24 protein-coding genes and 1 tRNA gene are annotated in these 24,081 nt (G+C 70.9%); 22 read left to right on the top strand and 3 right to left on the bottom strand.

The features are described from left to right. Positions 1 to 255: 255 nt before the first annotated feature. From argC to IFU40_RS09265, 20 genes are all read left to right on the top strand, one after another. Positions 256 to 1,305: an N-acetyl-gamma-glutamyl-phosphate reductase gene (argC, locus tag IFU40_RS09360; RefSeq protein ID WP_191926156.1), complete on the top strand. Its 1,050-nt coding sequence runs from the start codon at positions 256 to 258 to the stop codon at positions 1,303 to 1,305. Continuing rightward, entirely contained in the window at positions 1,302 to 2,459 is a 1,158-nt protein-coding gene (argJ, locus tag IFU40_RS09355) for a bifunctional glutamate N-acetyltransferase/amino-acid acetyltransferase ArgJ (RefSeq protein WP_191926155.1), read from the top strand. The genes argC and argJ overlap by 4 nt, the downstream gene beginning before the upstream one ends. Next, positions 2,456 to 3,358 carry an acetylglutamate kinase gene (argB, locus tag IFU40_RS09350; protein WP_191926154.1) on the top strand — a complete coding sequence of 301 codons (903 nt, stop codon included), beginning with the start codon at positions 2,456 to 2,458 and terminating at the stop codon, positions 3,356 to 3,358. Before argJ ends, argB begins: the two co-directional genes overlap by 4 nt. Continuing rightward, the gene (locus IFU40_RS09345; RefSeq protein WP_055835267.1) at positions 3,355 to 4,572 is read left to right on the top strand and encodes an acetylornithine transaminase; all 1,218 of its coding nucleotides are present in this window, start codon (positions 3,355 to 3,357) and stop codon (positions 4,570 to 4,572) included. The genes argB and IFU40_RS09345 overlap by 4 nt, the downstream gene beginning before the upstream one ends. Beyond that, positions 4,569 to 5,492, top strand: coding sequence for an ornithine carbamoyltransferase (gene argF / locus IFU40_RS09340; protein ID WP_055835270.1), 924 nt, complete (start codon positions 4,569 to 4,571; stop codon positions 5,490 to 5,492). The genes IFU40_RS09345 and argF overlap by 4 nt, the downstream gene beginning before the upstream one ends. Next, positions 5,471 to 6,595 carry a heparan-alpha-glucosaminide N-acetyltransferase domain-containing protein gene (locus IFU40_RS09335; RefSeq protein WP_191926153.1) on the top strand — a complete coding sequence of 375 codons (1,125 nt, stop codon included), beginning with the start codon at positions 5,471 to 5,473 and terminating at the stop codon, positions 6,593 to 6,595. The genes argF and IFU40_RS09335 overlap by 22 nt, the downstream gene beginning before the upstream one ends. Before the next feature lie 22 nt (positions 6,596 to 6,617). Further along, positions 6,618 to 8,048 (top strand): argininosuccinate lyase, encoded by a 1,431-nt coding sequence (argH, locus tag IFU40_RS09330; protein ID WP_191926152.1) that lies wholly within the window; start codon positions 6,618 to 6,620, stop codon positions 8,046 to 8,048. Between the two features lie 51 nt (positions 8,049 to 8,099). Next, the gene (locus IFU40_RS09325) at positions 8,100 to 8,747 is read left to right on the top strand and encodes a SatD family protein (RefSeq protein WP_191926151.1); all 648 of its coding nucleotides are present in this window, start codon (positions 8,100 to 8,102) and stop codon (positions 8,745 to 8,747) included. Next, positions 8,744 to 9,454, top strand: coding sequence for a hypothetical protein (locus IFU40_RS09320; RefSeq protein ID WP_191915366.1), 711 nt, complete (start codon positions 8,744 to 8,746; stop codon positions 9,452 to 9,454). Before IFU40_RS09325 ends, IFU40_RS09320 begins: the two co-directional genes overlap by 4 nt. A gap of 116 nt (positions 9,455 to 9,570) precedes the next feature. After that, positions 9,571 to 10,884, top strand: coding sequence for a tyrosine--tRNA ligase (gene tyrS / locus IFU40_RS09315; protein ID WP_191926150.1), 1,314 nt, complete (start codon positions 9,571 to 9,573; stop codon positions 10,882 to 10,884). A 1-nt stretch (position 10,885) separates the two neighbouring features. Continuing rightward, positions 10,886 to 11,674, top strand: a complete 789-nt coding sequence (locus IFU40_RS09310) for a DUF4184 family protein (protein ID WP_191926149.1) — start codon at positions 10,886 to 10,888, stop codon at positions 11,672 to 11,674. A gap of 272 nt (positions 11,675 to 11,946) precedes the next feature. Then, entirely contained in the window at positions 11,947 to 12,849 is a 903-nt protein-coding gene (locus IFU40_RS09305; protein ID WP_082509317.1) for a ParA family protein, read from the top strand. Positions 12,850 to 12,961: 112 nt separating this feature from the next. Beyond that, on the top strand, positions 12,962 to 13,819 hold the full coding sequence (locus IFU40_RS09300) for a segregation/condensation protein A (RefSeq protein WP_191926447.1): 858 nt from the start codon (positions 12,962 to 12,964) through the stop codon (positions 13,817 to 13,819). Continuing rightward, complete coding sequence (gene scpB, locus IFU40_RS09295) at positions 13,809 to 14,474, top strand: SMC-Scp complex subunit ScpB (RefSeq protein WP_249404161.1); 666 nt, start codon at positions 13,809 to 13,811, stop codon at positions 14,472 to 14,474. The genes IFU40_RS09300 and scpB overlap by 11 nt, the downstream gene beginning before the upstream one ends. Next, positions 14,471 to 15,277 carry a pseudouridine synthase gene (locus tag IFU40_RS09290; protein WP_191926148.1) on the top strand — a complete coding sequence of 269 codons (807 nt, stop codon included), beginning with the start codon at positions 14,471 to 14,473 and terminating at the stop codon, positions 15,275 to 15,277. The genes scpB and IFU40_RS09290 overlap by 4 nt, the downstream gene beginning before the upstream one ends. Positions 15,278 to 15,332: 55 nt before the next feature. Beyond that, the gene (locus IFU40_RS09285; protein ID WP_191926147.1) at positions 15,333 to 16,466 is read left to right on the top strand and encodes a prephenate dehydrogenase; all 1,134 of its coding nucleotides are present in this window, start codon (positions 15,333 to 15,335) and stop codon (positions 16,464 to 16,466) included. Further along, the gene (gene cmk, locus IFU40_RS09280; protein WP_055937184.1) at positions 16,459 to 17,184 is read left to right on the top strand and encodes a (d)CMP kinase; all 726 of its coding nucleotides are present in this window, start codon (positions 16,459 to 16,461) and stop codon (positions 17,182 to 17,184) included. The genes IFU40_RS09285 and cmk overlap by 8 nt, the downstream gene beginning before the upstream one ends. Further along, entirely contained in the window at positions 17,174 to 18,697 is a 1,524-nt protein-coding gene (gene der, locus IFU40_RS09275) for a ribosome biogenesis GTPase Der (protein WP_055835296.1), read from the top strand. The genes cmk and der overlap by 11 nt, the downstream gene beginning before the upstream one ends. Before the next feature lie 196 nt (positions 18,698 to 18,893). Then, a complete protein-coding gene (locus tag IFU40_RS09270) occupies positions 18,894 to 19,340 on the top strand; it encodes a DUF805 domain-containing protein (RefSeq protein WP_055937187.1) in 447 nt (148 codons plus the stop codon). A gap of 134 nt (positions 19,341 to 19,474) precedes the next feature. After that, on the top strand, positions 19,475 to 20,377 hold the full coding sequence (locus IFU40_RS09265; protein WP_191926146.1) for an NUDIX domain-containing protein: 903 nt from the start codon (positions 19,475 to 19,477) through the stop codon (positions 20,375 to 20,377). A gap of 181 nt (positions 20,378 to 20,558) precedes the next feature. Here IFU40_RS09265 and IFU40_RS09260 read toward each other — a convergent pair whose 3' ends face one another. Further along, positions 20,559 to 20,942: an RNA-binding S4 domain-containing protein gene (locus tag IFU40_RS09260; protein ID WP_070408197.1), complete on the bottom strand. Its 384-nt coding sequence runs from the start codon at positions 20,940 to 20,942 to the stop codon at positions 20,559 to 20,561. Positions 20,943 to 21,118: 176 nt separating this feature from the next. Then, positions 21,119 to 21,697, bottom strand: coding sequence for a GNAT family N-acetyltransferase (locus IFU40_RS09255; protein WP_191915375.1), 579 nt, complete (start codon positions 21,695 to 21,697; stop codon positions 21,119 to 21,121). Positions 21,698 to 21,842: 145 nt separating this feature from the next. Between IFU40_RS09255 and IFU40_RS09250 the strand changes: the two genes are divergently transcribed. After that, positions 21,843 to 21,916, top strand: a tRNA-Pro gene (locus IFU40_RS09250). A 242-nt stretch (positions 21,917 to 22,158) separates the two neighbouring features. On the opposite strand, the gene IFU40_RS17190 is transcribed toward IFU40_RS09250, so the two are convergent. Beyond that, positions 22,159 to 22,710: an AAA family ATPase gene (locus tag IFU40_RS17190; RefSeq protein WP_191926145.1), complete on the bottom strand. Its 552-nt coding sequence runs from the start codon at positions 22,708 to 22,710 to the stop codon at positions 22,159 to 22,161. Between the two features lie 225 nt (positions 22,711 to 22,935). Between IFU40_RS17190 and IFU40_RS09240 the strand changes: the two genes are divergently transcribed. Continuing rightward, on the top strand, positions 22,936 to 23,886 hold the full coding sequence (locus IFU40_RS09240; RefSeq protein ID WP_191926144.1) for a manganese catalase family protein: 951 nt from the start codon (positions 22,936 to 22,938) through the stop codon (positions 23,884 to 23,886). Positions 23,887 to 24,081: the final 195 nt, after the last annotated feature.

Genomic DNA, 24,081 nt, shown 5'->3' with positions numbered 1-24,081 from the left:
TCATTCGCTGCTCTCACGCGGGCGTGCACACGGTCGCTGATTTGCCCTTGCCCGGGCGCGGCGGATAACCTCGCCTCATGTCGTCGACCGTCGTGTGCACCGAGGAGCTCTCCGTGAGCCCCGTTGCCGTGCGTCGACGTCGGGTCGCACGCCGAGTTTCGGCGACCTCGTAACCCGCCGACGGTCGGGCATGCGGGCGTCGCCGCCCCGGTTATCGCTGAGTTCAGCACCAGCCCCGACTCCTAAGGTGGACACATGACCCTCTCGGTCGCCGTTTCCGGCGCTTCCGGCTACGCGGGCGGCGAGATCCTCCGTCTGCTGGCCGATCATCCCGACGTCCAGGTGCGAACGGTCACGGCGCACTCCAGTGCCGGCCAGCCCCTCGTCGCCCATCAGCCGCACCTGCGCTCCCTCGCGCATCTCGAACTGAAGCCGACGACACCCGAGGTGCTCGCCGGTCACGACGTCGTCTTCCTCGCCCTCCCGCACGGCCAGTCCGCGCAGTACACCGACGCGCTTGCCGACACCCCGCTCGTCATCGACGCGGGTGCCGACCACCGCCTGACCTCGCCGGACGACTGGGCGGAGTTCTATGGCGGAGCGCACCCCGAGCCGTGGGCCTACGGTGTCCCCGAGCTGCCCGTCGGGGGCCGCAAGCAGCGTGAGCTGCTGCGGGGCGCCGCACGTATCGCCGCACCGGGATGCAATGCCTCGACCGTCGCCCTCTCGCTCGCGCCGGGGATCGCGGCGGGGGTCATCGAGCCCGGCGACATCGTCTCGGTGCTCGCGGTGGGCCCGAGCGGGGCAGGAAAGTCGGCCAAGACGAACCTCCTCGCGAGCGAGATCCTCGGGACCGCCAACCCATATGCCGTCGGCGGCACACATCGTCACATCCCCGAGATCCGCCAGGCGCTGGCCGCCGCGGGGACGCCCGCCGCTGGCATCCGCATCTCGTTCACCCCCGTCCTGGTTCCCATGGCGCGCGGGATCCTCGCGACGTCGTCGGCCCCGATCCGTGAGGGGGTCTCGGATGCCGAGATCCGCGCCGCGTGGGAGCAGGCCTACGCCGACGAGCCCTTCGTCGAGTTGCTTCCCGAGGGTGTGTTCCCGCGCACCGCCGACGTGCTCGGCGCCAATGTCGCCTCGCTCGGTCTCGCCATCGACCGCGCGGCGAAGCGCGTGGTCGTGGTCGCCGCCGTCGACAACCTCGTCAAGGGCACCGCCGGTGCCGCCGTGCAATCCATGAACATCGCGCTGGGCCTCGCCGAGACCACCGCCCTTCCCTTGAACGGAGTCGCCCCGTGAGCGTGACCGTCCCCGCAGGATTCGAGGCGGCCGGAGTCGCCGTGGGCCTGAAGTCGACCGGTGCGCGCGATGTCGCCGTCGTCGTGAACCGCGGCCCTCTCAAGGTCGGTGCGGCCGTCTTCACGTCGAACCGCGCCAAGGCCAATCCGATCCTCTGGTCGGAGCAGGTCGTGAAGGACGGTGTCATCGAGGCCGTCGTGCTCAACTCGGGCGGGGCGAACTGCTTCACGGGCGCATTCGGGTTCCAGACGACGCACCAGACCGCCGAGCGTGCCGCCGAGCTGCTGGGTGTCGGCGCCGGAGACGTGGTGGTCTGCTCGACCGGTCTGATCGGCACGGGCGACGAGGTCTTCCGCGCCAAGGTGCTCGCCGGTGTCGACACGGGTATCGCCGCTCTCTCGACCGACGGGGGAGAAGACGCGTCGCTGGCGATCATGACCACCGACTCCCGCCCCAAGCGCGCCGTGCACGTCGGTGACGGATGGAGCATCGGCGCGATGGCGAAGGGCGCCGGCATGCTGGCTCCGGGCCTCGCCACCATGCTCGTCGTCGTCACCACCGACGTCGTGCTCGACGCCGCCGAAGCCGACGCGGCCCTGCGGGCGGCCACGCGCGTCAGCTTCGACCGCCTGGATTCCGACGGCTGCATGTCGACCAACGACCAGGTGACGCTGCTCGCCAGCGGAGCCAGTGGCATCCGGGTGCCCGCCGGGCAGTTCGCCACGGCGCTGGCCGCGGTGTGCGACGACCTCGCCGCGCAGCTGCAGGGCGACGCCGAGGGGGCGAGTCACGACATCACGATTCGGGTGACCCAGGCCGCCTCCGAGGACGAGGCCGTCGAGGTGGGCCGCTCGATCGCGCGCAACAACCTGTTCAAGGCTGCCGTGTTCGGCAACGATCCCAACTGGGGGCGGGTCCTCGCGGCGATCGGCACGACCTCGGCCCGGTTCGACCCGTACGACGTCGACGTGTGGATGAACGGCGTGCGCGTGTGCACGGCGGGCGGCCCCGACCGCCCCCGCGAAGACGTCGACCTCACTCCGCGCGCGCTCGACCTCGTCGTCGACCTCCGTGCCGGCTCGGCCGAGGCCACGATCCGCACCAACGACCTGACGCACGACTACGTCCACGAGAACAGCGCCTACTCCTCATGACACACATCGACCTTCAAGACACCGATCCCGCCCAGGCCAGTGACCGGGCGGTCACGCTCGTCGAGTCGCTGCCGTGGGTGCGCAAGTACCGCGACCAGGTCGTGGTGGTGAAGTACGGCGGAAACGCGATGGTCAGCGACGAGCTGCAGGACGCTTTCGCGGCCGACATCGCCTACCTGCGTTACGTCGGGGTGAAGCCGGTCGTCGTGCACGGTGGCGGACCTCAGATCTCGTCGATGCTCGACCGCCTCGACATTCCGAGCGAGTTCCGCGGCGGCTACCGCGTGACCTCCACCGAGGCCATCGGCGTCGTGCGCATGGTGCTCACGGGACAGATCAACCCGCAGCTCGTCGCGAAGGTCAACGCCCACGGTCCGCTGGCCACGGGACTGAGCGGTGAAGATGCCGGCCTGTTCGGCGGTCGTCGTCGCGGTGTGGTCGTCGACGGCGTCGAGCACGACCTGGGCCGCGTGGGCGACGTCGTCACGGTCGACCCGCAGCCGGTGCTCGATCACCTCGCCGCGGGCCGCGTGCCCATCGTCTCGAGCATCGCGCCCGACCTCGACCACCCCGGCGAGTCGTTGAACGTGAACGCGGATGCCGCGGCCGCGGCGCTCGCGGTGGCGCTGAACGCCAAGAAGCTCGTGGTGCTGACCGACGTGCCCGGTCTCTACGCCGACTGGCCCAACCGCGACTCGCTCGTGTCGCACCTGACCTCGACCGAGCTGCGCGAGATGGTGCCGCGTCTGGAATCGGGCATGATCCCCAAGATGCAGGCCTGCCTCGACGCGGTCGACGGGGGAGTGCCCTCCGCGGCCATCATCGACGGTCGTGTGCCGCACTCGGTGCTCGTCGAACTGTTCACCAGCAAGGGAATCGGAACGGAGGTGGTGGCATGACCACCGCAACCTGGCAAGAAGACGCCGGACGCGACCTCGTCCGTAGCTTCGGCGACCGCATGGCGCTGTTCGTGCGCGGCGAGGGGGCCTACGTCTGGGACGCCGACGACACGAAGTACCTCGACTTCCTGGCCGGAATCGCCGTCAACGCCCTCGGTCACGCGCACCCCACCTTCGTCGAGGCGCTGACCGCCCAGGCATCCACCCTGGCGCACGTGTCGAACTACTTCGCCACGCCGCCGCAGCTCGCGCTCGCCGCGCGTCTGAAGCGTCTCGCGGGCACGGGCGAATCGGGCCGGGTGTACTTCGGCAACTCGGGTGCCGAGGCGAACGAGGCGGCGCTCAAGCTCGCGCGTCTGCATGGTCGCGGCACCGAACGCACCCGCATCCTGACGCTCAAGGGCGGCTTCCACGGGCGCACCATGGGTGCCCTCGCGCTCACCGGCAAGCCCGCGCTGCAGGCCGACTTCCTGCCCATGGTCCCGGGGGTCGAGCACATCGACGCGACGATCGAGGCCCTCGAGAGCGCTGTCGACGACCGTGTCGCCGCCCTGCTCGTCGAGCCCATCCAGGGCGAGGCCGGGGTCGTCGAGCTGCCCGAGGGTTACCTGCAGGCGGCCCGCGAGATCACCGCCCGCCACGGCGCGCTGCTGATCATCGACGAGATCCAGACGGGCGCCGGCCGCACCGGTGCCTGGTTCGGCTTCCAGCACTCCGGGATCGTTCCGGATGCCATCACCGTGGCCAAGGGCATCGGCGGCGGCTTCCCGATCGGCGCACTCATCACCTTCGGGGCGGCCAGCGACCTGTTCTTCCCCGGTACGCACGGCTCGACCTTCGGCGGCAACGCGCTGGGGACCGCCGTCGGCGGCGCCGTGCTGCACGAGATCGAGTCGTCCGGCCTCGTCGAGAACGCCGCGCGTCGCGAGACCGAGCTGCGCGAGGGCATCGCCGGGCTGGGCTCGCCCCTGGTCGCCGGCGTCCGCGGGCGTGGCCTGCTGCTCGGCATCGGTCTCACCAGCCCCGTCGCGAAGGCCGTCGTCGCCGCGGCCCAGCAGCACGGGCTCATCATCAACGCGGCGAACGACGACACCATCCGCATCGCGCCGCCCCTCACGATCGGCGATGCCGAAGTGGCCGAGTTCCTCTCGCTCTTCGGCGCCGCGCTCGCCACCGTTTCCGACGCCCTCATCCTCGAAGGAGCCCCCGCGTGACCCGCCACCTGCTGCGCGACGACGACCTGAGCCCGGCCGAACAGGCCGAGATCCTCGATCTCGCCATCGAGCTGAAGAAGGACCGCTGGGCGCAGAAGCCGCTCGCCGGCCCCCAGACCGTCGCGGTGATCTTCGACAAGTCGTCGACCCGCACGCGCGTGTCGTTCGCCGTGGGCATCGCCGACCTCGGCGGCTCGCCGCTCATCATCTCGACGGCCAACAGCCAGCTCGGCGGCAAGGAGACCCCCTCCGACACCGCCCGCGTGCTGGAGCGTCAGGTCGCGGCGATCGTCTGGCGCACCTACGCGCAGGCGGGCCTCGAAGAGATGGCGCGCGGCACGCGCGTTCCCGTCGTCAACGCGCTGAGCGACGACTTCCACCCGTGCCAGCTGCTCGCCGACCTGCTGACCATCCGTGAGCACAAGGGCGAGCTCGCGGGGCTGACGCTGTCGTTCTTCGGCGACGGGCAGAGCAACATGGCCCACTCGTACGTGCTCGCCGGCGTCACGGCCGGAATGCACGTCCGTGTCGCAGCTCCCGCCGACTACGCGCCCCGCGCCGACGTCATCGCCGATGCCGAGCGCATCGCCGCCACCACCGGCGGATCGGTGACGCTCACCAGCGACCCCGAGGCCGCGGCATCCGGAGCCGACGTCGTCGTCACCGACACGTGGGTGTCGATGGGCAAAGAAGAAGAGAAGCTCGCGCGCATCCGCGACCTGGGCGACTTCAAGGTCACGAGCGAGCTCATGACGCGCGCCGACGAGGGGGCGATCTTCATCCACTGCCTGCCCGCCGACCGCGGCTACGAGGTCGACGCCGAGGTCATCGACGGCCGCCAGAGCGTGGTGTGGGACGAGGCCGAGAACCGGCTCCACGCCCAGAAGGCGTTGCTGGTGTGGCTTCTGCGCCAGGGCTGACCACGCGGATCGGCCGCACCTGGACCCGCTTCGACGGGCCGGGGCGGCTGGTCGGTGTCGACCTGGCCCGGGGCCTCGCGGTCCTGGGCATGCTGGCCGCGCACCTGCTCGACACCGAGAACTTCGTCGCGCGCGACCCGTCGTCGTGGCTCGACGTGGTCAACGGGCGCTCGTCCATCCTCTTCGCGGTGCTGGCGGGCGTGTCGATCGCGCTGGTGACCGGCGGTCCCCGTCCGCTCGAAGGACCCCGGCGCGCTCGCGCGGCCGCGCGGTTGGCGCTGCGCGGGGCGCTGCTGTGGGTGATCGGCATGCTGCTGGTGTTCACCGGGGTGCCGGTGTACGTGATCCTTCCCGCGTACGCGCTGCTGTTCGCGCTGTCGCTGCCGTTCCTGGGAATGCGTCCTCGCGGGCTGTTCCTCACGGCGGGGGCCGTCGCCCTCGTCATGCCGTGGATCCAACCCGTGCTCGATGCGGCCCCCCTCTGGAGCGGCCGGTTCGGCGAAGAGATCTCCGCCGCGCTCGGCTGGAACTACCCGTTCCCGGTATGGATCGCGTTCCTGCTGGCGGGCATGGGACTCGGACGCCTCGACCTGCGTCTGCTGCCCGAGCAGACCCTGATGCTGCTGTCGGGTGGCGCTCTCATGCTCGCGGGTTACGGCCTGGCACTGGTGACGGAACCCGCCGTCGCCGACGATCGGTACCTGTCCACCGTCCTCACCGCCGAGGACCATTCGGCGGGGCTGTGGGAGGTGATCGGATCGGGCGGTTTCGCGATCGCGACGATCGGGCTGTGCCTGCTGTTGTGCCGGACGCCGGTGCGGTGGCTCGCGATCCCGCTCCGCGCCGTCGGTTCCATGCCGCTCACGGCCTACGTGCTGCAGCTGGTCGTGTGGGCGTTCGTCGCTCTCGCGGTGCTGGGCGACACGTCGGACCTCTGGGGGATCCGCGCCCTGGGCCTCTTCGGGCCGCTGACCCTCGGCCTGGTCGTCGGCTGCACCGCGTGGGCGCTGACGGTGGGGCGCGGGCCCCTCGAGGCGCTCATCGACGCCGTGGTGCGCTTCGTCGTGGGCCGGGATGCCACGACCCCGGCCGCGGTTCGCTGAGACGCCTCGGTAGGCTGGGGGCATGAGTCACGAGAGCGGTCAGTCGACGAACGAGGGCGCCCTGTGGGGGGCCCGATTCTCGGGCGGCCCCTCTCCCGAGCTGGCGGCCCTCAGCCGTTCCACGCACTTCGACTGGGATCTCGCCCTGTACGACATCGCGGGCTCGCACGCGCACACCGCCGCCCTCGAGGCGGCGGGCTACCTCGACGCTGATGAGGCCGCGGCCATGCACGCCGGTCTCGACGACCTGGCCGTGCGCCTGCGCGCGGGCACCCTGATCGCCGCTCCCGGCGACGAAGACGTGCACGGCGCCCTCGAACGCGTGCTCATCGAGACCGTGGGGCCCGCGCTCGGGGGCAAGCTCCGCGCCGGCCGCAGTCGCAACGACCAGATCGCCACCCTCGTGCGGCTGTACCTGCTCGATCACGCGCGCACGATCACCCGCGAGGTGCTGCGCCTCATCGACGCGCTCGTCGCCCAGGCCGAGGCGCACGACACCGCGATCATGCCGGGCCGCACCCACCTGCAGCACGCGCAGCCGGTGCTGCTGGCCCACCACCTGCAGGCCTACGGCTGGGCCTTCACGCGCGGCATCGAGCGCCTGCGCGACTGGTCGGTGCGCGCATCGGTGTCGCCCTACGGCGGCGGGGCGCTCGCCGGGGCGACCCTGGGCCTCGACCCGCAGCTGGTCGCCGATCACCTGGGCCTGGCCCGACCTGCCGAGAACTCCCTCGACGGCACCGCGTCGCGCGACGTCGTGGCCGAGTTCGCGTTCATCACCGCCATGATCGGCGTCGACCTGTCGCGCCTGTCCGAAGACGTCATCCTGTGGAACACGCGCGAGTTCGGCTTCGTCACGCTCGACGACGCCTACTCGACGGGCTCGAGCATCATGCCGCAGAAGAAGAACCCCGACATCGCCGAACTCGCGCGCGGCAAGGCCGGCCGCATGATCGGCAACCTGTCGGGCCTGCTGGCCACTCTCAAGGGTCTTCCGCTCGCGTACAACCGCGACCTGCAAGAAGACAAGGAGCCCGTGTTCGACTCGGTGCGCACGCTCGAGCTCGTGCTGCCGGCCTTCTCGGGCATGATCGCGACGCTGCGGTTCCACACCGAGCGCATGGCCGAGCTCGCCCCCCAGGGGTTCTCGCTCGCGACCGACGTGGCCGAGTGGCTCGTGCGTCAGGGCGTGGCCTTCCGCGACGCGCATGAGATCTCGGGGGAGCTCGTGCGCGCCTGCGAGGAGCGCGAGATCGGCCTCGAAGACGCCGATGACGCTCTGCTGGCCTCGGTCTCGCCCCGTCTCACTCCGGCGGTGCGCGAGGTGCTCTCGATCGAGGGGTCGGTGTCGAGCCGCACGGGCGTGGGGGGAACGGCGCCCGCACGCGTGAGCGAGCAGCGTCACGAGCTCGTCTCGCGCGCGCAGGCCGCCGCTCGCACACTCATCGACTGAGTATCAGCTTTTCGCTTATCAAACCGTAAAGATAAGCGATACGCTTATGTCATGAGTATCGCCGTGATCGCCGACATCGTCGCCTCAAGGCAGCTCGCCGACCGCGCCGCCGCACAGCGACGCATCGCGCGGGTCGTCGGCGACGCCGACCGCGACCTGCCGGTCGCGAGGCAGCCCCTCGAGGCCGTCGTGGGCGATGAACTGCAGGGGGAGTACGACCGACTCGGCGACGCGCTGGGGTCGCTGCTACTCGTGCGTCTGGCACTCCCCGACGGGATCGACTGCCGCTTCGGTCTCGGTGTCGGCGCGGTACGACCCATCGAGCTCGACGGACGCACCGTGCCCGAGGGGCCGGCCTGGTGGGCGGCCCGTGCCGCGATCGAGAGAACCGCACGACTGCAGCAACGCGCCGCGCCGTTCGCGCGCACGTGGATCGAGGCCGCCGAGGGAGAGGATGCCGCCATGGTCGACACCATCTCGCTCGCCAACGCCTACGCGCTCAGCCGCGACCAACTGGTCTCGACGATGAGCGAACGCACGCGCCGCCTCACCTACGGCCGGTGCCTGGGTCGCTCGCAGCGCGAACTGGCCGAGACCGAGGGCGTCAGCCAGTCGGCCGTCTCGCAGGCCCTGGCCTCCGCCGGCTCCGCCGCGATCGTCGAGGGCTTCGCCGCCCTCACCCGCGGAGCGCGCTCGTGATCGCCGCGGGACTCCTGCTGCTGGCCGTCGGGTCGGTCGACCTGGTGCGCCAGATGATCCGTTCCCGCCGCTGGATCGCCTTCGCTGCGGCGGCGGTGGCGCTCGTCGTGGTGTCGGCGGGACTGGATGCCGTGATCGCAGGCCTGCTCGCCGTCGCCGTCGCCGCGATCTGGACGTGGGTCGTGCCCGAGCACGGTCCCGCGCGCGCGGGCCTCTGGCCCGTGGCCCTGCTGGCGCTCGCCGCGGCGGCCTGCGTGGTCATCGCCCCGGGCCGCGTCCGCCCCGGCATGCTGGGCGAGATGTGGACCACCTACCGACCGGCCGACGCCGTGTCGGTCGACGTGATCGTGCTGGTCGTCGGGTGCCTGGTGTTCCTGCTCGAGTCCGGCAACGCGGTCGTGCGCATCGCGCTCCGCTCCGAGATGGGTGGCCGCGTCGCCCCCGACGAGACGGCGACGCCGACGCTCAAGGGTGGACGCCTCATCGGACCGTTGGAGCGCATCCTGGTCTTCGTGCTGACGCTCGCCGGGGCGTACACGCTCATCGCCGCGGTGCTCGCCGCGAAGGGCATCGTGCGCTTCCCCGAGATCTCGCGCGACGGCGACGGGGGAGACCGCGCGGAGTACTTCCTGATCGGCAGCCTCGTGAGCTGGGTGACGTCGTTGGCGGCGGCGTTCCTCGTGTGGTGGGGCGTGCACGCGGGCTGACGGCGGCGTGCGGCCGCGCGTGCGGACCGAGCGGCAGGTGACGAGCGCGGGGTGAGCGCGGCGGCGGCGGGGTCTCGGCATCCGGAGTCCCACGACCCCGCTGATACCCTGGGCCGGTGTCTGCACCGATCGACGCGGCGCCCGTGAGCGCCCTCACCCCCGCCAACGACCCGACCTTCGACAACGTCTGGGACGAGCTGGTCTATCGGGGGCTGATCCACGTGTCGACCGACGAGGGCGAGCTGCGCGAACTGCTCGGCGGAGACCCGATCGTGTTCTACTGCGGTTTCGATCCGACCGCGCCGAGCCTGCACCTGGGCAACCTCGTGCAGCTGCTCACGATGCGTCGCCTGCAGCTCGCCGGTCACCGCCCGCTGGGCCTCGTCGGCGGCTCCACCGGTCTGGTGGGCGACCCGCGCCCCACGGCCGAGCGCACGCTCAACACGCGCGAGACCGTCGCCGAATGGGTCGCCAGCCTGCGGGCGCAGGTCGAGCGCTTCCTGAGCTTCGAGGGCGACAGCGCCGCCCGCATCGTCAACAACCTCGACTGGACGGCGCCGCTGAGCGCCATCGACTTCCTGCGCGAGATCGGCAAGTACTTCCGCGTCGGCACGATGCTCAAGAAAGACGCGGTGAGCGCGCGCCTGAACTCCGAGGCGGGCATCAGCTACACCGAGTTCAGCTACCAGATCCTGCAGGGGCTCGACTACCTCGAGCTGTACCGCGCCTACGGCTGCGTGCTGCAGACCGGCGGCAGCGACCAGTGGGGAAACCTCACCAGCGGCACCGACCTGGTGCGTCGCGCCGAGGGCGCCTCGGTGCACGCGATCGGCACGCCGCTGATCACCAACAGCGACGGCACGAAGTTCGGCAAGAGCGAGGGCAACGCCATATGGCTGGATGCCGAGATGTGCAGCCCGTGGGCGATGTACCAGTTCTGGCTCAACACCGACGACCGCGACGTGCTCGAGCGCCTCAAGGTGTTCACGTTCCTCACGCGTGCCGAGATCGAGGAGTACGCCGCCCAGGTGGAGGCCGAGCCCTTCCGGCGCGCGGCGCAGAAGCGTCTCGCCCGCGAGGTCGTCACGACCGTGCACGGCGACGAGGCGACCGTGGCCGTCATCGCCGCCACCGAGGCCCTGTTCGGTCAGGGCGATGTGACCGCCCTCGACGCCGCCGTGCTGCGCACCGCGCTCGAGGAGCTGCCGCACGCGACCGTCGCCCGGGGCACGACCGTGGTCGAGGCGCTCACCGCCACCGAGCTGTCGGGCAGCCTCAGCGAGGCCCGCCGCGCGATCGCGCAGGGCGGGGTGTCGCTCGACGGCCAGAAGGTGACCTCCGACGACGCCGTCGTCGAGGGGACGCTCCCGGGCGGTGTCTCGGTGCTGCGGCGCGGCAAGAAGACGCTCGCCGGCCTGTTCCTCGACTGACATGCCGTTCACGGTCAGTCACGCCGTCGTCGCGCTGCCGTTCGTGCGCACACCGCTCGTGCCGGCGGCCATCGCGATCGGCGCGATGACGCCCGACCTTCCGCTGTTCCTGCGCGGGATCGTGCCCCCGTACGCGGTGACGCACGATCTCGCGTGGCTACCGGTGACGGTGGTCATGGCGTTCGTGCTGCTGCTGGTGTGGAGGTGCGTCCTGCGTCCCGCGACGCGGGAGCTGACACCCCGCGTCGTCGCGGATCGTCTTCCCGACGGGTGGGATGCCGGGGCTCGCGCCGCCGCCCGCGAGACGCTGAGCGGGGGAGTGCGCGGCATCCTGTGGCTCGTGCTCTCGCTCACGATCGGGGTCGTCACGCACGTCGTCTGGGACTTCTTCACGCACGAGGGACGGGCGGGCGAGGCGCTGCTCCCCGCGCTGGAGCAGCAGTGGGGGCCGCTGCTCGGCGTGAAGTGGCTGCAGTACGGCTCGGGGGTGTTCGGGCTGGCGGGTCTGGCGGCGTTCGGGCTGTGGTGGTGGTCGCGGCGCGCGGCGACGCCCGTCGACCGCGTGCTTCCGGATGCCGTGCGCGTCGCGTGGTGGCTGTCGCTGCCGGCCGCGCTGGTCGTCGCGTCCATCGTTGCGCTCGCTGTCGCGGGCGGCTTCGACGCGGGCTACACCCCGACCCACCTCATCTACGGTGTGCTGGTGAAGGTCGCCGCCGCCTGGGGAGCGGCGACGCTGGTGCTCGCGCTCGCCGTGCAGGCCCGCAGCGTCGCGATGCGTCGCAGCCGCTGACCCGCGCCCGCGCGCCCGCCCGCCCGGCACCGACCGGCGTCGAGACCGCATGCGATTGCCGAGGCCGCACGGCTTCGACGCCCATCCCGTGCGTCCTCGTGAATCGCGTGCGTCTTCGGCGGCTTCGCCCGCGTCCGGCGGCACGCCCCCCGCCCGACGGCCGCCCCCTGCGGCCCGTCCGGCGGCCTCCGAGCGGTCTCGGCACCGACCGGGCCGGCGTCCGGCGCGTGCACCGGGCGGGGGAGCGGGCGGCGGTTAGACTCGGGGGCGTTATGACGAAGGCGGGAGACTCGGTGTCGGCGAGCACGAAGGGCAAGAAGACGGTCGCGGACGAGGTCATCCTCGGACCCACCGGTCGCCCCTACCAAGGGTTCCCCACCCCGGCCGCCCTCGACAGCCACGGTCCGGCGCGCATCATCGCGCTGTGCAACCAGAAGGGTGGCGTCGGTAAGACGACCACCACCATCAACCTGGCCGCCGCCCTCGCGGGGTACGGGCGCCGCGTGCTCGCCATCGACTTCGACCCCCAGGGTGCGCTGTCGGCGGGTCTCGGCATCCAGACCCACGACGTGCCGACCATCTACGACCTGCTGCTCGACACCAAGCGCGACCCGCGCGAGGTCATCGTGGCGACGCGCGTCGAGGGCCTCGACATCCTGCCGGCCAACATCGACCTGTCGGCGGCCGAGGTGCACCTCGTCAACGAGGTCGCCCGCGAGACGATCCTGGCGCGCGTGCTGCGCAAGGTCGCGGCCGACTACGACGTCATCCTCATCGACTGCCAGCCCTCGCTCGGCCTGCTGACCGTCAACGCGCTGACCGCGGCGCACGGCGTGCTGATCCCGCTCGAGTGCGAGTTCTTCGCCCTGCGCGGCGTCGCACTGCTGGTCGAGACGATCGACAAGGTGCGCGACCGCCTCAACCCGGCGATCGAGCTCGACGGTGTGCTGGCGACGATGTACGACCCCCGCACGCTGCACTCGCGCGAGGTGCTCGAGCGCGTGGTCGAGGCGTTCGGCAACGATGTGCTCGAGACGGTCATCGGCCGCACGGTCAAGTTCCCCGACGCCTCGGTGTCGGGCATGCCGATCACGGAGTTCGCGCCCGAGCACGCCGCAGCCCAGGCCTACCTGCGGTTGGCGCGGGAGCTGGTCGCCCGTGGCGCCGTCGCCTGACGACACCGCCTCCGCCGCGCCGCGTGACGGCGCCCCCGCCGCGACGCTCGATGCTCCGGCCTCGGACTCCCGGCCGGCGTCGGTGCCCGAGCCGGCGACCGAGCCCGCGCCGGTGACCGAGCCCGAGCCAGCGCCCGAGCCAGCGCCCGAGCCCGCGCCGGTGACCGAGCCCGCCTCGGCCCCCGAGCCCGCGGGCTTCCGCGTCACCCTTCCCGATTTCGACGGTCCCTTCGACCTGCTGCTCACGCTCATCTCGCGGGCCGAGCTCGACATCACCGAGGTCGCCCTCAGCCGCGTGACCGACGAGTTCATCGCCTACCTGCGCGCGATGGGGCCCGACGGCGATCTCGATGAGGCGTCGGAGTTCCTGGTGGTCGCCGCGACCCTGCTCGACATGAAGATCGCGGGTCTGCTGCCGCAGGGCGAGCTGGTGGATGCCGAGTCCGTGGCGCTGCTGGAGGCACGCGACCTGCTGTTCGCCCGCCTGCTGCAGTACCGGGCGTTCAAAGAGGTGTCGGCGTGGTTCGCCCGCTGCCTGCAGCGCGAGGACCGCCGCCATACGCGTGCCGTGCGCCTCGACGAGAAGTACCGCAGCGCCGTGCCGGAGCTGAAATGGACGCTGAACGCCGCGGACTTCGCGGCGCTGGCGGTCGTGGCGCTCGCCCCGAAGCAGATCCCCACCGTCGGCCTCGATCACCTGCACGCCCCGCTCGTGAGCATCCGCGAGCAGGCCGCCATCGTCGTGACCCTGCTGCGCTCCGCCGGTACCCTGAACTTCCGCGACCTCGTGGCCGGAGTCACCGAGACCGGGGTCGTCGTGGCACGCTTCCTGTCGATCCTCGAGCTGTACCGCCACGCCGCCCTGTCGTTCGAGCAGCTCGAACCCCTGGGAGAATTGACGCTGCGCTGGACCGCCGAACGGTGGTCGGAAGAGAACCTCGCCGCCCTCGGAGCCGACTATGACCGCTGATCCCCCCGCCGTCGCCGTCGACGCCGCGGCGACCCCCGTCGACGCCGTCGCACCCGCGGAGCACCCTGTTACCGCGCCCGTCGCCCGCCCGACCGATCCGACATCCGTCGCCCGACGCCTCGAGGCGATCCTGCTCGTGCTCGACGAGCCGCAGAGCCTCGTGAGTCTCGCCGCCGCGGTCGCCGCCCCCGTGCCCGCGGTGCGCCAGGCCGTCGCGGGCCTCGTCGCCGACTACGACGGACAGACCGGCGGACCCGTGCGCGGCTTCGAACTGCGCGAGGTCGGCGGGGGATGGCGGTTGTACGTGCGCGAGGAGTACGACGACGTCGTCGGCGAGTTCGTCAACACCCAGGCACCCTCGCGCCTGTCGCAGGCGGCGCTCGAGACCCTGGCCGTCATCGCGTACAAGCAGCCCGTCACGCGCGGGCAGGTGGCATCCATCCGCGCGGTGAACGTCGACTCGGTCGTTCGCACGCTGCTGTCGCGGGGGCTGATCGCCGAGGCCTTCACCGACCCCGACACGGGCGCCATCCACTACGGGACCACCGACCAGCTGCTGGTCAACCTCGGCATCAACTCGCTCGACGAGCTGCCGCACATCTCGCCGTTGCTCGACGACGGCGCCGACGGATTCGACGGAGAGGTACTGAAATGAGCGACGCTTCGACAGGCGCAGCGACCGGGGGCGCAGGCTCCGCGAGCGACGAGGGCATCCGCCTGCAGAAGGTGCTCGCCAATGCGGGCGTGGCCTCGCGGCGCGTGGCCGAGAACATGATCGTCGAGGGCCGCGTGCGCGTGAACGGCGAGACCGTCACCGAGCTGGGCTCGCGCATCCACCCCGAGACCGACCTCGTCGACGTCGACGGCGTCGCCATCCAGCTCGACGAGTCCAAGCGCTACGTGGTGCTGAACAAGCCGACCGGTGTCGTCAGCTCGATGAACGACGACCGCGGTCGCCCCGACCTGCGGGAGTGGGCCGACGAGTGGGAGGAACGCCTCTACAACGTCGGACGACTGGATGCCGACACGAGCGGCCTGCTCGTGCTGACCAACGACGGCGACCTCGCCCACGTGCTCGCCCACCCCTCGTTCGGGGTGACGAAGGTGTACATCGCCAAGGTCGAGGGGCTCGTCACGCCGCAGACCATCGCGAAGCTGACCCGGGGCGTCGACCTCGAGGACGGGCGGATCGCCGCCGACAAGGCACGCCTGCTCGACGCGTCGCGGGGCGAGAGCCTGGTCGAGCTCACGCTGCACTCGGGCAAGAACCGCATCGTCCGACGCATGATGGACGAGGTCGGACACCCGGTCATCGAACTCGTGCGGCGGCAGTTCGGTCCCCTCCACCTGGGAACTCTCCCGGTGGGCAAGGCACGCGAGTTGACTACAGTAGAACGAGGCGCCCTTCTCACGCTGTCTCGTCGAGACGGTGACACCCCGGCCGATCCGGCCGAGTGACTCGGCGGCGCGTCTCGCGGCGCGAGCGGCGCCGCCCAGGGCAGCAGGAGACCCGATGACCGAACCGAAGGAAACGTCCGCGCGCGCGGCCGGGCCTTTGGCGACCCGCACGAGCGGCACTGTCCGCATCGTCGGCTCCGGACTCCTCGGCGCGAGCATCGGTCACGCGCTCACGGCCCGCGGCGTCGACGTCGTGCTCGTCGACGCGTCTCCGTCGCAGCTGCGTCTGGCCATCGATTACGGCGCCGGCCGCGCCGAGCAACCTGATGACGCGCCCTCGCTCATCGTCGTCGCCACGCCTCCCGACGTCGTCGCCGACGTCGTGCAGCGCGAGCTCGCGGCGTTCCCCGCTGCCGTGATCACCGACGTCGCGAGCGTGAAGCTCGAGCCGCTGCGCACCCTGCGCGAGCGCGGCGTCGACCTCACGCACTACATCGGCTCGCACCCCATGGCCGGGCGCGAGCGCGGGGGAGCCATCTCGGCCCGCGCCGACATCTTCGTGGGGCGTCCGTGGGTGGTCTGCCGCGACGGCGAGACCTCGGCCCACGACCTGTCGCTCGTCGAAGGGCTCGCGCTCGACCTCGGTGCGACGCTCATCGAGATGACGCCCGAAGAGCACGACGAGTCCGTCGCGCTCATGTCGCACGTGCCGCAGCTGGTGGCGAGCCTGCTCGCCGGGCGCTTCATCGAGGCCCCCGACGGCTCGCTGCGGCTCGCGGGCCAGGGCGTGCGCGACACGACGCGCATCGCGGCGTCGGCCCCCGAGCTGTGGGTGCAGATCCTGGGCGCGAACGCGGCCCCCGTGGTCGAGGTGCTCGACCAGCTCGCCGCCGACCTCGGCGACGTCGCCGACGCCCTGCGCGACCCCGACGTGCCGGGAGCCCGCCGCACGGTCGCCGACACGATCCGCCGGGGCAACGAGGGCGTCGAACGCCTGCCCGGCAAGCACGGCCAGAACCGCCGTTTCGATACTTTCGTCGTCATGGTCGACGACACCTCCGGCCAGCTGGGTCGCCTGTTCGGCGAACTCGGTGACCTCGACGTCAACGTCGAAGACCTACGCCTCGAGCACTCGCCCGGTGCCCCCTTCGGCTTGGCCGAGATCAGCGTCGTCCCCGACGCGGTCCGCCGGGCCGTCGACGGACTCCAGCAGCGCGGATGGCGGATTGCGAGCACCACCCATGACTGACTCCACCCCCTCGCTGACCACGACGCCCGCGGGAGCAGCGGCTCCCGTCGTCGTGGCCGTCGACGGCCCGGCCGGCAGCGGGAAGTCGAGCGTGTCGAAGGCCGCCGCGACCCGCCTCGGGTACGGCTTCCTCGACACCGGCGCCGCCTACCGCGCGCTCGCCTGGCACGCGCTGCAGCACGGGATCGACACCTCCGACGCCACGGCCGTGGTCGAGGTGTTCGGCGACTTCGACTACGCGATCTCGCTCGACGCGTCCGACCGCTGGGTGCGCGTCGGTGGCACCGACGTGACCGCCGCGATCCGCGAACCCCGCGTGACCGACGCCGTCAGCGGCGTCGCGCGGGTGGCCACCGTGCGGCACGCGGTGAACGAGCTGTTCCGCCGGCTCGTGGCATCCGCGGGTCTTCGCGGCGTCGTCGTCGAAGGCCGCGACATCACCACGGTCGTGTTCCCCGACGCGCCCGTGCGCATTCTTCTGACCGCGGCGCCCGAGGTGCGCGCCGCGCGTCGCAGCGCCGAGCTGACAGGGCACGACGCCGCCAAGGTCGCCGCAGCTCTGCACCAGCGCGACGCCGCAGATTCCACGGTCGTCGACTTCCTCACCGCCGCCCCCGGCGTGCAGGTCGTCGATTCGACCCACCTCGATTTCGAACAGACCGTCGACGCCGTGCTGAGCGTCGTCGACTCCACGATGGGAGCCCGCGATGGGCGTTGAAGACGAGTACGAAGGCGGGCCCGACCAGCTCGCCGAAAAGATGGAGCAGCTCGACGAGGTGCTCGCCGAACAGCGGGCCGAAGCGTTGCGCGCGGGACTCGAGGACTTCGACCTCGACGAAGAGGATGCCGCGCTGCTCGCGGGCCTCGCGTCGGGCGAAGGAGCCATCGAGTTCCTGCCGGCGCTGCCGGTCGTCGCGATCGTCGGCCGGCCGAACGTCGGCAAGTCGGCGTTGGTGAACCGCATCCTCGGGCGCCGTGAGGCGGTCGTCGAGGACACCCCCGGTGTCACCCGCGACCGCGTCACCTACAAGGCCGAGTGGCTCGACCGGCGGTTCTCGCTCGTCGACACCGGCGGCTGGGAGCCCGACGCGCGCGGTATCGACCGTTCGGTGGCAGCGCAAGCCGAGGTCGCGATCGACCTCGCCGACATCGTGCTGTTCGTGGTGGATGCCACGGTGGGGGCGACCTCGACCGACGAGCACGTCGTGAAGCTGCTGCGCAAGAGCGGCAAGCCGGTGTTCCTCATCGCGAACAAGGTCGACGACGCCCGCCACGAGCCCGAGGCTGCCGCCCTGTGGAACCTCGGCCTGGGCGAGCCGCACCCCGTCTCGGCCATTCACGGCCGCGGCGTGGCCGACCTGCTCGACGAGATCATGAAGGTGCTTCCCGAGGTCTCGGCCGTGGCACGGTACGAGATCGGCGGCCCGCGTCGCGTCGCGATCCTCGGACGCCCCAACGTCGGCAAGTCGTCGCTGCTCAACAAGGCGGCGGGCGAAGAGCGCGTCGTCGTCAACGAGCTGGCCGGCACCACCCGCGACCCCGTCGACGAGGTCGTCGAGCTCGGCGGCAAGCTCTGGACGCTGGTCGACACCGCCGGCATCCGTCGTCGCGTGCACCTTCAGCAGGGTGCCGACTTCTACGCGTCGCTGCGCACCTCGACGGCGCTGGAGAAGTCGGAGGTCGCGGTCGTCGTGATCGACGTCTCGCAGCCGATCAGCGTGCAGGACCTGAACATCATCGACCTGGTGCTCGAATCGGGCCGCGCGCTCGTGCTGGCGTTCAACAAGTGGGACCGCCTGAACGACGACGACATGGAGAACCAGGACCGTCGTCGGTACCTCGAGCGTGAGATCGAGCAGGACCTCGCGCACGTCGCGTGGGCCCCGCGCGTGAACATCTCGGCCCGCACCGGCCGCCACCTCGACAAGCTGGTGCCGGCGCTCGAGACGGCCCTGGAGTCGTGGGACACCCGCATTCCGACCGGCAAGTTCAACGCGTTCCTGTCGGAGCTCGTGGCCGAGCACCCGCACCCGCTGCGCGGCGGCAAGCAGCCCCGCATCCTGTTCGGCACCCAGGCGGCGACGCGTCCGCCGACATTCGTGCTGTTCACGACCGGATTCCTCGACCCGGGCTACCGCCGCTTCATCCAGCGTCGCCTGCGCGAGATCTACGGCTTCGACGGCACCCCGATCGTGCTCAACATGCGCATCCGCGAGAAGCGCCAGCGCTGACGCGTGTCTCGAATGCCCCGGTCCCCGCGAGGGATCGGGGCATTCGGCGTCTGCGGGCGTGGTCCTGGCGAAGGGGACCGGCGTACAGCACACATGCGTCGTGTGCACAGCCAACACTCAGGTTCGATAAGGTTCATTCGCGGCGGTGCAATACCCGCCCGCACCGTCGTGATCGAAACTTCAGCCTGGGGGAACCATGAGCAATTCCACGATCGAGCCGCCTCTGGCTCAGCCGTACTACGGCGCGCCGATCGGCGCCGCCGTCAAGCGCTTCTTCAAGAAGTACGCCACCTTCTCGGGCCGCGCCAGCCGCAGCGAGTTCTGGTGGTGGGTGCTGGTCATGTTCATCGTCGGCGGCGTCCTGAACGTGCTCGCCGCGGCCACCGGCGGCGCCGGCACGGTCGACGAGTACGGAATGATGGCCACTCCCTCGGGCGTCGGCCTCGTCTTCTACATCGTCTACATCATCTGGTCGCTCGCGACGATCGTGCCGTACCTGGCCCTGGTCGTGCGTCGCCTGCACGACTCCGACAAGAGCGGCTTCTGGATCTTCATCGGTCTGGTCCCGTTGGTCGGTGGCATCGTGCTCTTGGTGTTCATGCTGATGGGCCCGAAGCCCGAGGGTGCGCGTTTCGACCGCTGATCCTCGCTTTCATCGCGCCCCGGTTTCCTCGTGGAGCCGGGGCGCGTGGCGTTTGCGGAGGAACGCCGGCCGATCACGGCGCCGTGTGACGCCCGACGATCCACGCGCGGCCGGGGTGTGCCAGGCTGGGGAGGATGACGATCCAGCCTCCCGCCCCGGGCGAACCGCGGCGCCCGCACGGGCCCCGCGACCCCGGCGACGCCTGGGTGGTCGCGCCGACGGGCGAGAAGTACTGGGGTCGTTTCGGCGCAGCGGGTCTGCTCGCACTCGATCCGCGGCGGGGCGTGCTGCTGCAGCACCGGGTCTCGTGGAGTCACTTCGGCGACACCTGGGCTCTGCCCGGGGGTGCGCGCCACGAGAACGAATCGGCCCTCGACGGCGCCCTGCGCGAGTCGGGCGAAGAGGCCGGAGTGCCGGCGGATGCCGTGCGGGCACGTTTCGAGAGCGTCCTCGACCTCGGGATCTGGTCGTACTCGACCCTCGTCGCCGACGTCACGGTGCCGTTCGAGCCCGTGATCAGCGACCCCGAGAGCGTGGCCCTCGAGTGGGTCGCCGTCGACCGGGTCGACTCTCTGCCCCTGCATCCGGGCTTCGCCTCGGCGTGGCCCGCGCTGCGCACCGCGCTGTCGACGCGACCCGCGGTGGTCGTCGACGTCGCCAACGTCGTCGGGTCGGTGCCCGACGGCTGGTGGAAGGATCGCGCCGGAGCAGCATCGCGACTGCTCGCGCGTGTCTCGGCGAGGGCTGTGGCGGGAATGGATGCCGACACCCTCGGCCTCTCGGCGACGCGCTGGTTTCCGCCGGTCACCGCGGTGCTGGAGGGCCAGGCGCGCTCTGCCGCCGTCGACGGGGCCGGCGTCTCGGTGCGCATCGCCGAGGGTTCCGGAGACGATGAGATCGTCGCCGTCACACACGAGCTGGTCGCGCTGCACAGCCCGGTGATCGTCGTGACGAGCGACCGGGGCCTCGCCGCGCGGGTGCAGGAGCTCGGCGCCATCGCGCAGGGCACGCGGTGGCTGCTGGAGCAGTTGGACTGAGCGCACGCGCGTACGTCGGGCTCGTTCGCCGGCGCTGCGGGGTTGTCGCTGGTGCCGTGGCGCGGGGCAGGCTCAGCGATGAGCGCAACCTCCGTTCGATTCAGGCGTGGGTGGCTGAAGTTGTGCGCATCGCGGAGGTTGTGCGCGGGGTTGCGACCGCCGGGTCGTGGCGGCCGGTGCCTCACTCGCCGTCTCGGCCGCGCAGCTTCTCGATGTCGCGACGATCACGCTTGGTCGGCCGACCGGCTCCGCGGTCGCGGACGGGAACGAAGGGCACGCTCTCGCGCGGGGGCGGTGGGGGAGTGCGGTCGTCGACCGACTCGGCGACGAGGGCTGCTCCCACGCGCTTGGCGATGGTCTTCTTCACCACCAGGATGCGGTCGAAGCCCTGAACGCGCACCCGCAACTCGTCGCCCGGACGCACCGGCTGAGCCGCCTTGGCCCGGTCGCCGTTGACGCGCACGTGACCCGCGCGGCATGCGGTCGTCGCGGCCGACCGGGTCTTGTAGACGCGCACCGCCCACAGCCACGCGTCGACGCGGGCGCTGGTGGGGGCGTCGGTCATGTCAGGTCTTTCGTCGGGGGAACTCCCATCGTAAGTGGGGTGCTGCGGGTGGGCGTCTCGGGCGCCGTTACCGACACGGGCCGGTGCTGCTGGCGTACAGCGCGGGGGCTCATACGGGCACGGGCACGGGCACGGGCACGGGCACGGGCACGGGCATGGGCGCGGGCGCGCGCGGGTCAGTCCCGCAGGGTGAGCGAGACGAGCGCGCGGTCGGGCTTCGGCCGGTCGACGATGGTGAACCCCGCGTCTTCGAACACCGACACCGTGCCGCGGAAGAGCTGGTTCGACGAGCGCTTCGCCGCCTTCGGGTCGAGGGGATACCCCTCGACCACCCGGGCGCCGGCTTCTCGGGCGGTGGAGATCGCGGCATCCAGCAGCTTCGCCGCGAGGCCCCGCCCGCGGTGCTGCGTGCGCACGACGAAGCACGAGACCGCCCAGACATCATCGGCGTCGAGGCTCTCGGCGGTCGACGAGGTCACGTCGCGCGTGCGCAGCAGACGGGGCTGCGCGACACGGGGGCCGACGCGCACCCATCCCGCGGGCTCGCCGTCGACGTAGGCGATGAGGCCCGGCGGACGGGGACCGTCGAGCTCGGCGCGAAACAGGTCGGTGCGCTGATCGACGGAGGCCTCTTTCCAGGGGCCGTTCGGCAGCAGCCACCACTGGCATTGGCACTCGGGGCCGTCACCGCTGTCGAGTGCCGTCTCGGCGTCGTCGAAACGGTCGCCGGTCGCGGGGAGGATCTCGATGGTCATGACGCGACGGTAGCGAGGGGCTCCGACATCGACAATCCTCCGCGCGCAAGAACGGGCCGCCGAGCCCCACACGCCCGGGGCGTGCGCTGGTTCGCGGCGGGGTCGGGGAGGGGCTAATATAGGGGAGTTGCCCGCTCGCGGGTAACGGGATGTGGCGCAGCTTGGTAGCGCACTTGACTGGGGGTCAAGGGGTCGCAGGTTCAAATCCTGTCATCCCGACAGATAAGCCCTGGTGAGAGGTAACTCTCACCAGGGCTTCGTCGTTTCTGGACACGGTCTGACTGGTCTGAGCCCGCGGCAGAATGGGCGCCACCGGCGGTCGGTCGAGGTCGTGTACACCTCGGACGTCATGGTGACATTCACACCCTTCACGCGAGAGATGCGCACCGGATCGACGAACACGCGAGCGGCTGCCGCCTCGTGAAGATCTCGGGGTGCGTGGGCCACACGTCTCCATGACGTCAGACCGGCCCAGTGACTCCGGTGAGTGTCTCGAGCGCGGTGAGTCGTTCCAGGGGAGTCCCGGCGAGCTCGACGACCGTGAGGTGCCCTCCGATGAGGTCCGGGTCGTCGAGGAGGTCGAGCAGCGCGTCGTTCATGGCGGCGCGTAGCTCGAGGTGCTCGTCGGCGCTGACGTGGATCGGGTCGCGGTCCGTCACGGGGAGGACGATGAGCAGATCGACGGTGCGGAGTGCGCCCGCTGTCCTGGCCACCGCCCGCTCGCGGAACTCCTCGTCGAGCTCGGCGCTGCCCAGGTCTGCCAGGGCGAGGAGGTAGGCGAGGAAATCCAGCGGTCCGCGTTCTGCGATGACGTGCGCGCGACCCGGTTCGTCGGTGAGCCGGTCAGCGGCGATGCGGAGCTGCGCCGCGAAAAGCGCTGCGCCCACCGCATCGTCCTCATCGACGAGTTCGAACGGATCGGGCAACACGGTGAACTCCGGATGCCGGGACGCGAAGTCCGAGATGAGGGTGCTCTTACCGCTGGCGTGGGTTCCGGATACGACGATGCGCACGGTGATGACGATACCGCCGGGCCACCGTGATGCGAGCTGCCGAGGCCTCACGATGCCGCGGGCGGGGCGGTCGCAGGTGTGGTGCCCGACGCCCCGTCTGCGTGCCACTAAACCTCCGGCGCAACAGCCCGGGAAGCGTACCCGCCGTCGCCCGCGATAGCGAGGGGGGAGCGGCGCTTCCCGATGCTGCGGACACTGCGAGGACCATTCCCCCTCGGAGGCACCATGTATTTCCACCTGCAGGAATTCATCAATGAAATCGCTCAGGACGAGCCCGATCCGGCGGCGGCCAATGCCCTTCAAGAGGGTCTGGGCGGTCAATTCGGCGAGATGCGCACGATGATGCAGTACCTGTTCCAGAGCATCAACTTCCGCGGCCCGTCCGGTAAGGCGTATAAGGATCTGATTCAGGGCATCGGAACCGAAGAGATCAGCCACGTCGAACTCATCGGCACCACCATCTCCCGCCTGTTGGACGGCTCTCCCGCGTATCAGGGCAAGCCGAGCGACTCGGTGGATCAGCCGGGAGCCGGCGGCGCAACTCCGCTGAGCATCGCGGTGGACCACAGCAACATCCACCACTACCTCGTCGGTGCTCAGGGTGCGCTGCCCGTGGATGCGGCGGGCAACCCGTGGTCGGGAAGCTACGTCTACAACTCCGGCAACCTCGTGCTCGATTTGCTGTACAACCTCATGCTCGAATCGACCGGGCGCCTGCAGAAGTGCCGGCTGTACGAGATGACCGACAACAAGATGGCGCGCAGCACCATCGCGTACTTGATCGTGCGCGACCAGGCCCATGAGAACGCGTACGCCAAAGCTCTCGAAACGCTCGGGGTGAACTGGCGCACCTCGCTGCCGATTCCGAAGACGAACGCCGAGCAGTTCCCCGAGGTCAAGCGGCTGCTCGACCTCGGCCTGCAGAGCAAGCAGTACTCCTTCGACCTCGGCAACCAGTCCGAGGCGGGCAAGATCTTCCAGGGTGCTTCGCCGTCTCACGACGGGACGCAGCTCGACGCCAGCGAGCAGGCACCCGTCGGCACCCCGATCACCCTGGCGCCCGAACGTCTCGAGGAGTTCTCTCCCGGAGCGGATGCCGAACTGCGCGAGCTGATCGAGGCGACGGCCGCGATGGATATGGCCGACATCGATGCGACCTTCGGACGCATGAAGTAAGGCGTCCCGCCGAAGCGCCGCATCCCGGATCATGGGGGTGCGGCGCTTCGCGTCTGCACATGTCGATGGCATCGTCGACGAAGTGCGACGTGGAGGCACCCCCACCACAACGGTCGCGATGTCAAGTGCCCCGCGCCGCGGCGGGTGCCGACGCCCCGCCGGGTACCGTGAGGTATACACGCGCAGAAGAGCCGC

Origin of the sequence: Microbacterium sp. CFBP 13617, from assembly GCF_014839445.1 — a bacterium.
Taxonomy (GTDB): domain Bacteria; phylum Actinomycetota; class Actinomycetes; order Actinomycetales; family Microbacteriaceae; genus Microbacterium.
Note: the sequence above shows the minus strand (reverse complement) of the source record. Positions and strands in the feature narration are given on the sequence as shown.

What these genes read in the sequence shown, in the direction of transcription:
- argB (WP_191926154.1), top strand. Translation starts at nt 2,456, where the DNA reads ATGACACACATCGACCTTCAAGACACCGATCCCGCCCAGGCCAGTGAC.
- IFU40_RS09285 (WP_191926147.1), top strand. Translation starts at nt 15,333, where the DNA reads ATGACCGAACCGAAGGAAACGTCCGCGCGCGCGGCCGGGCCTTTGGCG.
- IFU40_RS09260 (WP_070408197.1), bottom strand. Translation starts at nt 20,942, where the DNA reads ATGACCGACGCCCCCACCAGCGCCCGCGTCGACGCGTGGCTGTGGGCG.
- der (WP_055835296.1), top strand. Translation starts at nt 17,174, where the DNA reads ATGGGCGTTGAAGACGAGTACGAAGGCGGGCCCGACCAGCTCGCCGAA.
- argH (WP_191926152.1), top strand. Translation starts at nt 6,618, where the DNA reads ATGAGTCACGAGAGCGGTCAGTCGACGAACGAGGGCGCCCTGTGGGGG.
- IFU40_RS09270 (WP_055937187.1), top strand. Translation starts at nt 18,894, where the DNA reads ATGAGCAATTCCACGATCGAGCCGCCTCTGGCTCAGCCGTACTACGGC.
- IFU40_RS09240 (WP_191926144.1), top strand. Translation starts at nt 22,936, where the DNA reads ATGTATTTCCACCTGCAGGAATTCATCAATGAAATCGCTCAGGACGAG.
- IFU40_RS09290 (WP_191926148.1), top strand. Translation starts at nt 14,471, where the DNA reads ATGAGCGACGCTTCGACAGGCGCAGCGACCGGGGGCGCAGGCTCCGCG.
- scpB (WP_249404161.1), top strand. Translation starts at nt 13,809, where the DNA reads ATGACCGCTGATCCCCCCGCCGTCGCCGTCGACGCCGCGGCGACCCCC.
- IFU40_RS09305 (WP_082509317.1), top strand. Translation starts at nt 11,947, where the DNA reads ATGACGAAGGCGGGAGACTCGGTGTCGGCGAGCACGAAGGGCAAGAAG.
- cmk (WP_055937184.1), top strand. Translation starts at nt 16,459, where the DNA reads ATGACTGACTCCACCCCCTCGCTGACCACGACGCCCGCGGGAGCAGCG.
- IFU40_RS09325 (WP_191926151.1), top strand. Translation starts at nt 8,100, where the DNA reads ATGAGTATCGCCGTGATCGCCGACATCGTCGCCTCAAGGCAGCTCGCC.
- IFU40_RS09310 (WP_191926149.1), top strand. Translation starts at nt 10,886, where the DNA reads ATGCCGTTCACGGTCAGTCACGCCGTCGTCGCGCTGCCGTTCGTGCGC.
- IFU40_RS09265 (WP_191926146.1), top strand. Translation starts at nt 19,475, where the DNA reads ATGACGATCCAGCCTCCCGCCCCGGGCGAACCGCGGCGCCCGCACGGG.
- argC (WP_191926156.1), top strand. Translation starts at nt 256, where the DNA reads ATGACCCTCTCGGTCGCCGTTTCCGGCGCTTCCGGCTACGCGGGCGGC.
- IFU40_RS09255 (WP_191915375.1), bottom strand. Translation starts at nt 21,697, where the DNA reads ATGACCATCGAGATCCTCCCCGCGACCGGCGACCGTTTCGACGACGCC.
- IFU40_RS09345 (WP_055835267.1), top strand. Translation starts at nt 3,355, where the DNA reads ATGACCACCGCAACCTGGCAAGAAGACGCCGGACGCGACCTCGTCCGT.